The 7,582-nt window shown below is 56.8% G+C and carries 7 protein-coding genes; 6 read left to right on the top strand and 1 reads right to left on the bottom strand.

Annotated elements, in window-relative coordinates:
- Positions 1–295 precede the first annotated feature (295 nt).
- From ugpB to ugpQ, 5 genes are all read left to right on the top strand, one after another.
- Positions 296–1,612, top strand: a complete 1,317-nt coding sequence (gene ugpB / locus CNE01S_RS23145; protein ID WP_061278967.1) for a sn-glycerol-3-phosphate ABC transporter substrate-binding protein UgpB — start codon at positions 296–298, stop codon at positions 1,610–1,612.
- Between the two features lie 117 nt (positions 1,613–1,729).
- Complete coding sequence (ugpA, locus tag CNE01S_RS23150; protein ID WP_008457934.1) at positions 1,730–2,617, top strand: sn-glycerol-3-phosphate ABC transporter permease UgpA; 888 nt, start codon at positions 1,730–1,732, stop codon at positions 2,615–2,617.
- The gene (gene ugpE, locus CNE01S_RS23155) at positions 2,614–3,459 is read left to right on the top strand and encodes a sn-glycerol-3-phosphate ABC transporter permease UgpE (RefSeq protein ID WP_061278968.1); all 846 of its coding nucleotides are present in this window, start codon (positions 2,614–2,616) and stop codon (positions 3,457–3,459) included. Before ugpA ends, ugpE begins: the two co-directional genes overlap by 4 nt.
- Before the next feature lie 9 nt (positions 3,460–3,468).
- Complete coding sequence (locus CNE01S_RS23160; protein ID WP_061278969.1) at positions 3,469–4,539, top strand: sn-glycerol-3-phosphate import ATP-binding protein UgpC; 1,071 nt, start codon at positions 3,469–3,471, stop codon at positions 4,537–4,539.
- Positions 4,536–5,276, top strand: a complete 741-nt coding sequence (ugpQ, locus tag CNE01S_RS23165; protein ID WP_061278970.1) for a glycerophosphodiester phosphodiesterase — start codon at positions 4,536–4,538, stop codon at positions 5,274–5,276. Before CNE01S_RS23160 ends, ugpQ begins: the two co-directional genes overlap by 4 nt.
- A 4-nt stretch (positions 5,277–5,280) precedes the next feature.
- Here the strand turns inward: ugpQ and CNE01S_RS23170 are convergent, their stop codons facing one another.
- The gene (locus tag CNE01S_RS23170; RefSeq protein ID WP_061278971.1) at positions 5,281–5,646 is read right to left on the bottom strand and encodes a DUF2756 family protein; all 366 of its coding nucleotides are present in this window, start codon (positions 5,644–5,646) and stop codon (positions 5,281–5,283) included.
- Positions 5,647–5,768: 122 nt separating this feature from the next.
- Here CNE01S_RS23170 and ggt point away from each other — a divergent pair, with 122 nt between their 5' ends.
- The gene (ggt, locus tag CNE01S_RS23175) at positions 5,769–7,511 is read left to right on the top strand and encodes a gamma-glutamyltransferase (RefSeq protein WP_061278972.1); all 1,743 of its coding nucleotides are present in this window, start codon (positions 5,769–5,771) and stop codon (positions 7,509–7,511) included.
- The last annotated feature ends 71 nt before the right edge of the window (positions 7,512–7,582 follow it).

Consider the following 7,582-nt stretch of genomic DNA (forward strand, 5'->3'; position numbering starts at 1 on the left):
AGGCACGTTCACCGTGCCGGGAACGTGCAGGAAAAACCGATCTATGGGGGAACGGAATAACTGCGGAGCGACAGATCTCTCCCGGAAGATGTTGGAAGGAAAATGTGTATAAGAGGCAGCCCCCGGCAGGGAGAAAGAAAATATATCTCCCGTCGACGACGAAACATTTCATTCACTCTGCTGTAACTATTCTGTCATCCAGTCGTTATTTTTCTGTCATTCGAGCGTGTCATGTTACCTCGCGAGCATAAAACGCGTGATTTCGCGCATCCGGCACAACAAGAGAGATAACCGAATGACATCGTTACGACACACAGCTTTAGCCCTCACGCTGGGCATGGCATTTGCCTCCCAGGCGATGGCCGTTACCACGATTCCTTTCTGGCATTCAATGGACGGGGAACTGGGTAAAGAAGTGGATTCTCTGGCAAATCGTTTCAATGAAACGCACCCTGATTACAAAATTGTGCCGGTTTATAAAGGCAACTACGACCAAAGCCTGGCGGCGGGTATCGCGGCATACCGTTCCGGTAACGCCCCGGCTATTCTGCAGGTGTATGAAGTCGGCACCGCGACCATGATGGCTTCCAAGGCTATCAAACCGGTCTACGAAGTGTTTAAAGATGCCGGTATCAAATTCGACGAATCTCAGTTTGTCCCGACCGTAGCCGGTTATTACACCGACTCCAAAACGGGCCACCTGCTGTCCCAGCCTTTCAACAGCTCCACTCCGGTGCTGTACTACAACAAAGACGCTTTCAAGAAAGCCGGCCTGAACCCGGATCAGCCACCTAAAACCTGGCAGGACGTGGCGGCATACAGCGCCAAACTACGTGCAGCGGGCATGAAGTGTGGCTACGCCAGCGGCTGGCAGGGTTGGATCCAGCTGGAGAACTTCAGCGCCTGGCACGGCCTGCCGTTTGCAACCAAAAACAACGGTTTTGACGGCACTGATGCAGTCCTGGAGTTCAACAAACCTGAGCAGGTGAAACACATCGCGCTGCTGGAAGAGATGAACAAGAAGGGTGACTTCACCTACTTCGGTCGTAAAGACGAGTCCACCGAGAAGTTCTACAACGGTGACTGCGCGATCACTACCGCGTCTTCCGGCTCCCTGGCTGACATCCGCCAGTACGCGAAATTCAACTACGGCGTGGGCATGATGCCTTACGACGCAGACGTGAAAGGCGCTCCACAGAACGCCATCATCGGCGGTGCAAGCCTGTGGGTTATGCAGGGCAAAGACAAGCCAACCTACACCGGCGTGGCCGAGTTCATGCAGTTCCTGGCTAAGCCAGAAATCGCCGCTGAATGGCACCAGAAAACCGGCTACCTGCCGATCACCACCGCCGCTTACGAGCTGACTCGTAAAGAAGGCTTCTACGACAAAAACCCAGGTGCGGATACCGCCACTCGCCAGATGCTGAACAAGCCACCGTTGCCGTTCACCAAAGGCCTGCGTCTGGGCAACATGCCGCAGATCCGTACCGTGGTTGACGAAGAGCTGGAATCCGTCTGGACCGGTAAGAAAACGCCACAGCAGGCGCTGGACGCTTCCGTTGAGCGTGGTAACCAGCTGCTGCGCCGCTTCGAGCAGTCTACCAAGTCTTAAGTTCTACCCTCGCTCTCTCCCGAAAGGGAGGGGGCAGAGTACGGCGCTCTCTGTGAAAGGAGAGCGTTGTGCTAAGGGGCAAAGCATCGCCTGTAATAACATTAATCGAGTAACCCTATGTCATCATCTCGCCCGGTGTTCCGTTCAAGTTGGCTACCCTATGCGCTGGTTCTGCCGCAGCTGATCATCACCGTCATTTTCTTTATCTGGCCGGCGGGCGAAGCCCTCTGGTACTCGCTGCAAAACCTTGACCCGTTTGGTCTGTCCAGCCATTTCGTTGGCCTGGATAACTTCGTGCAGCTGTTCCACGATAGCTACTATCTGGACTCTTTCTACACCACCATGATCTTCAGTGGCCTGGTGGCGGGCTGCGGGCTTCTGGCCTCGCTGTTCTTCGCCGCGCTGGTGGATTATGTGGTGCGTGGCAGCCGTTTTTATCAAACGCTGATGTTGCTGCCTTATGCTGTTGCACCCGCCATTGCTGCGGTGTTGTGGATTTTCCTGTTCAACCCAGGGCGTGGGCTGATTACCCACACGCTGGAAGAGTTTGGCTATAACTGGAACCATGCGCAAAACAGCGGCCAGGCCATGTTCCTGGTGGTGTTTGCCTCCGTGTGGAAGCAGATAAGCTACAACTTCCTGTTCTTCTTCGCCGCCCTGCAGTCGATTCCACGTTCGCTGGTGGAAGCCGCAGCCATTGATGGAGCTGGCCCCGTGCGCCGCTTCTTCTTTATTTCGCTGCCGCTTATCGCCCCGGTGAGCTTCTTCCTGCTGGTGGTGAACCTGGTGTATGCCTTCTTCGACACCTTCCCGGTGATTGACGCGGCAACCGGCGGTGGCCCGGTGCAGGCAACCACCACGCTTATCTACAAGATTTATCGCGAAGGGTTTACCGGGCTGGATCTCTCTTCCTCGGCGGCGCAATCGGTGGTGCTGATGCTGCTGGTGATTGTCCTGACGGTGGTTCAGTTCCGCTTCGTTGAACGTAAGGTGCGCTACCAATGATTGAGAACCGTCGCGGGCTGACTATCTTCAGCCACACCATGCTGATTTTGGGCATCATCGTCATTCTGTTTCCGCTGTACGTGGCGTTTGTTGCCGCGACGCTGGACAACAAAGCCGTATTCGACACGCCGATGACGCTGATCCCTGGTACTCACCTGTGGGAAAACATCCGCTACATCTGGACTAACGGCGTGGCGGTCAACAGCGCCCCGTTCGGCCGCCTGCTGTTTAACAGCACTGTGATGGCCCTGGTGATCACCATCGGCAAAATCGCCGTGTCGATGCTGTCGGCCTTCGCCATCGTCTGGTTCCGCTTTCCGCTGCGTAACCTGTTCTTCTGGATGATCTTTATCACCCTGATGCTGCCGGTCGAAGTGCGTATTTTCCCGACGGTTGAGGTTATCTCTAACCTGAAAATGCTCGACAGCTACACCGGCCTGACGCTGCCGCTGATGGCGTCGGCCACGGCCACGTTCCTGTTTCGCCAGTTTTTCATGACGCTGCCAGACGAGCTGATGGAAGCGGCCCGCATCGACGGAGCCTCGCCGATGCGTTTTTTCTTTGACATCGTGCTGCCGCTGTCCAAAACCAACCTGGCGGCGCTGTTCGTGATCACCTTTATCTATGGCTGGAACCAGTATCTCTGGCCGCTGCTGATTATCACCGATGCCGATCTGGGCACCGCCGTGGCGGGCATCAAGAGCATGATTGCCAGCGGTGATGGCGTGACGCAGTGGAACCAGGTCATGGCAGCGATGCTGCTGACGCTCGTCCCACCGGTTGTTATTGTTTTAGTTATGCAGCGCGCCTTTGTGCGTGGTCTGGTTGATAGTGAGAAGTAGGAACCTTTCATGGCTGGTTTAAAATTACAGGCAGTAACTAAGAGCTGGGACGGTAAAACCCAGGTGATTCAGCCGCTGACCGTTGACGTAGCGGACGGCGAATTCATCGTCATGGTCGGGCCTTCCGGCTGCGGTAAATCTACGCTGCTGCGTATGGTGGCCGGGCTGGAGCAGGTCACCAGCGGCGATATCTGGATCGACAGCCAGCGCGTCACCGACATGGAGCCCAAAGAGCGCGGCATCGCAATGGTATTCCAGAACTATGCGCTCTATCCGCACATGACGGTGGAAGAGAACATGGCCTGGGGCCTGAAAATCCGCGGTCTGGGCAAAGAACAAATCCGCCAGAAAGTGCTGGAAGCCGCCCGTATTCTGGAGCTGGATGCATTGCTGACCCGCCGTCCGCGCGAACTTTCCGGCGGCCAGCGCCAGCGTGTTGCCATGGGCCGCGCCATCGTGCGAGATCCGGCGGTATTCTTGTTCGACGAACCGCTGTCTAACCTTGATGCCAAGCTGCGCGTGCAGATGCGCCTTGAGCTTCAGCAGCTTCATCGCCGCCTGAAAACCACTAGTTTGTACGTGACGCACGACCAGGTTGAGGCCATGACGCTCGCCCAGCGCGTTATGGTGATGAACAAAGGCGTAGCGGAGCAGATTGGTACACCAGTAGAAGTTTACGAGCGCCCGGCCAGCCGCTTTGTGGCCAGCTTTATTGGTTCCCCGGCGATGAACCTGCTGGATGGCAGCATCAGCATCGACGGCTCGCGCTTTGAGCTGGATGGCGGTGATGCGTTGCCGACCGGCAGCCAGCGCCTGCAGTGGGTTGGTCGCCCGATGACGTTGGGTATCCGCCCGGAACATATTGCGCTAAGCTCACAGGCTGCAGGTGGCATCCCGATTGTGGTGGAAACCCTTGAAATGCTGGGGGCTGATAATCTGGTCCACGGCCGCTGGGGCGGTCAAAAGGTGGTGATTCGCCTTGGGCACCAAGAACGCCCGCAGCCGGGCACTACGCTTTGGGTTCATCTGCCGGAAGAACATTTGCACTTCTTTGATGGCAAAAACGGACAACGTTTATGAGCAACTGGCCTTATCCAAAAATCGTCGCCCACCGTGGCGGCGGTAAACTTGCGCCGGAAAACACCCTCGCGGCAATCGACGTCGGGGCACGTTACGGCCACACCATGATTGAGTTTGACGCCAAGCTCTCGCGCGACGGGCAAATCTTCCTGCTCCACGACGATACGCTCGAGCGTACCAGCAACGGCTGGGGCGTTGCCGGCGAGCTGACCTGGGACAATCTTCTGAAAGTTGACGCCGGAAGCTGGTTCAGCCGCGAATATGCGGGCGAGCCGCTGCCGCTGCTTTCTCAGGTGGCCGAGCGTTGTAAACAGCACGGCATGATGGCCAACATCGAGATAAAACCGACTACCGGGCTGGAAACAGAAACCGGGAAAGTGGTTGCTCTGGCGGCTCGTGAACTGTGGGCCGGGCAAACGGCACCGCTGCTTTCTTCCTTCGAGATTGAGGCCCTGGAAGCCGCGCAGCTTGCGGCCCCTGAATTGCCTCGCGGCTTGCTGCTGGATGAATGGCGTGATGACTGGCAGGAGCTGACCACCCGCTTACAGTGCGTGTCCATTCACCTGAATCATCAGCTGCTGGATGAGGCTCGGGTGAAAGCGCTGAAAGCCGCTGGGCTGTATATTCTGGTGTATACCGTGAACGTTCCCCATCGCGCGGCCGTGCTGCTGCAGTGGGGCGTCGATGCAATCTGTACCGACCGCATCGACGAGATAGGCCCGAACTTCTCCGCTTAGCGCCTTACGGCGTAACTGGCGGCGGCAGCGTTGAACCATTTTGCTTCAGCATGCCGCCGTTATTTCCTTTTAGCATCCCACCATTGGTGTTCGGCAACGACTGCTGGCTCATGCCCGGCTGCGACTGCAGGACGCGCTGCTGATTATTGTTGAGCTGTGTCTGAAGCTGTTGCTGCTGAAGCTGATTTTGTGTTTGTCTCTGCTGTTTTAACATCCCCTGCTGCTGGGATTGCTGCGTTTGCATCTGCGTCAGCATCCGCTGCTGGCTCGGGTTCTGATAGCCCGGCTGGTTAGGGTTGTTGGTGGTGTTGAGCGGCTGTGCGAGCGCGGTTAGCGGCAGCAAGGCTGCCAGAAGCCAAACCTTTTTCATCGTTATCTCCTCCCATCAGGGGTTCCCCTAAGTTTACTCGGTTTCCTTTATCACGGTGATTATTTCGGATTTGTGAACCAGGATTAAGCGGGGACTTTCCCCGGGTAAATGAGGATATAACGATGATAAAGCAGTGGAAAACTTTGCGCTGGGCCGCCATTCCGGCCCTGACAATCGGGCTTTGTTTGACGGTGATTGCCGCTCCTCCGCCGGTCTCTTATGGCGTGGAAATGGACGTTTACCATCCGGTGCGCGCGGAGCACGGCATGGTGGCTTCGGTGGATGCGGCGGCGACTCAGGTGGGCGTCGATATTTTAAAGCAGGGCGGTAATGCGGTGGATGCCGCGGTCGCCGTGGGTTATGCCCTGGCGGTCACGCACCCGCAGGCGGGCAACATCGGCGGCGGTGGTTTCATGATGCTGCGCACTAAAGACGGCAAAACGACCGCCATCGACTTCCGGGAAATGGCGCCGGAAAAGGCCAGCCGGGATATGTTCCTTGATGATAAAGGCAATGCGGACAGCAAGAAGTCGCTGACGTCGCACCTTGCTTCCGGCACGCCGGGCACGGTGGCCGGGTTTAGCCTGGCGCTGGAAAAGTACGGCACCATGCCGCTGAATAAAGTGGTGCAGCCAGCGATTAAGCTGGCGCGGGACGGCATCATCGTGAACGACGCGCTGGCGGATGACCTGAAACAGTACGGCGCCGAAGTGATCCCGAACCATGCCAACAGCAAAGCTATCTTCTGGAAAGCGGACGGAGAACCGCTGCAGAAAGGCGATAAGCTGGTGCAGGCTAATCTGGCGAAAAGCCTGGAAATGATTGCCGGGCAGGGGCCGGATGCCTTCTATAAAGGGGCGATTGCCGACCAGATTACCGAAGAGATGGCAAAGAACGGCGGGCTGATAAGCAAGGCGGATTTGGCCAACTACAAGGCGATTGAGCGTAAGCCCGTCAGCGGCGAATACCGTGGCTACGAAGTCTATTCCATGCCGCCGCCGTCCTCCGGTGGGATCCACATCGTGCAAATCCTCAATATTCTTGAAAACTTCGATCTGGCGAAATACGGCTTTGGCAGCGCGGACACCCTGCAAATCATGGCCGAGGCGGAAAAATATGCCTACGCGGATCGCTCGGAATACCTCGGTGACCCGGACTTTGTGAAGGTGCCGTGGCAGGCGCTGACCAGCAAGGCTTATGCCAAAACACTGGCCGAGAAAATTGATATCAACAAGGCTCGCCCGTCGAGCGAAATCAAGCCGGGCAATCTGGCCCCGTACGAAAGCAACCAGACCACGCATTTCTCCGTCGTGGATAAAGACGGTAATGCGGTGGCGGTGACTTATACGCTGAATACTACCTTCGGCACTGGGATTGTCGCCGGTAACACCGGCATCCTGATGAACAACCAGATGGATGATTTCTCCGCCAAACCGGGCGTGCCAAACGTGTACGGGCTGGTGGGTGGGGAGGCCAACGCCGTGGGGCCGCACAAGCGTCCGCTATCTTCTATGTCGCCAACCATTGTAGTGAAAGACGGGAAAACCTGGCTGGTCACAGGCAGCCCAGGCGGGAGCCGAATTATCACCACCGTGCTGCAAATGGTTGTCAACAGCATTGATTTTGGCATGAACGTAGCTGAAGCGACCAATGCGCCACGTTTCCATCACCAGTGGCTGCCGGACGAGCTGCGGGTGGAGAAGGGCTTTAGCCCGGACACGCTGAGGTTGCTGAAAGAGAAGGGGCAAAACGTCCAGGTGAAGGCCGCGATGGGCAGCACACAAAGCATTATGATTGCGCCCGACGGGAAGTTGTATGGCGCGTCCGATCCGCGTTCGGTGGATGATTTAACCGCGGGGTATTAATTGTCTTCTTCTCCATATGGGGGCCGTCTCTTAGACACAAATATCGACGATTATGCCAAGCCAGGCTAAGG

This window comes from Cedecea neteri NBRC 105707 = ATCC 33855, assembly GCF_001571265.1.
GTDB lineage: Bacteria > Pseudomonadota > Gammaproteobacteria > Enterobacterales > Enterobacteriaceae > Cedecea > Cedecea neteri.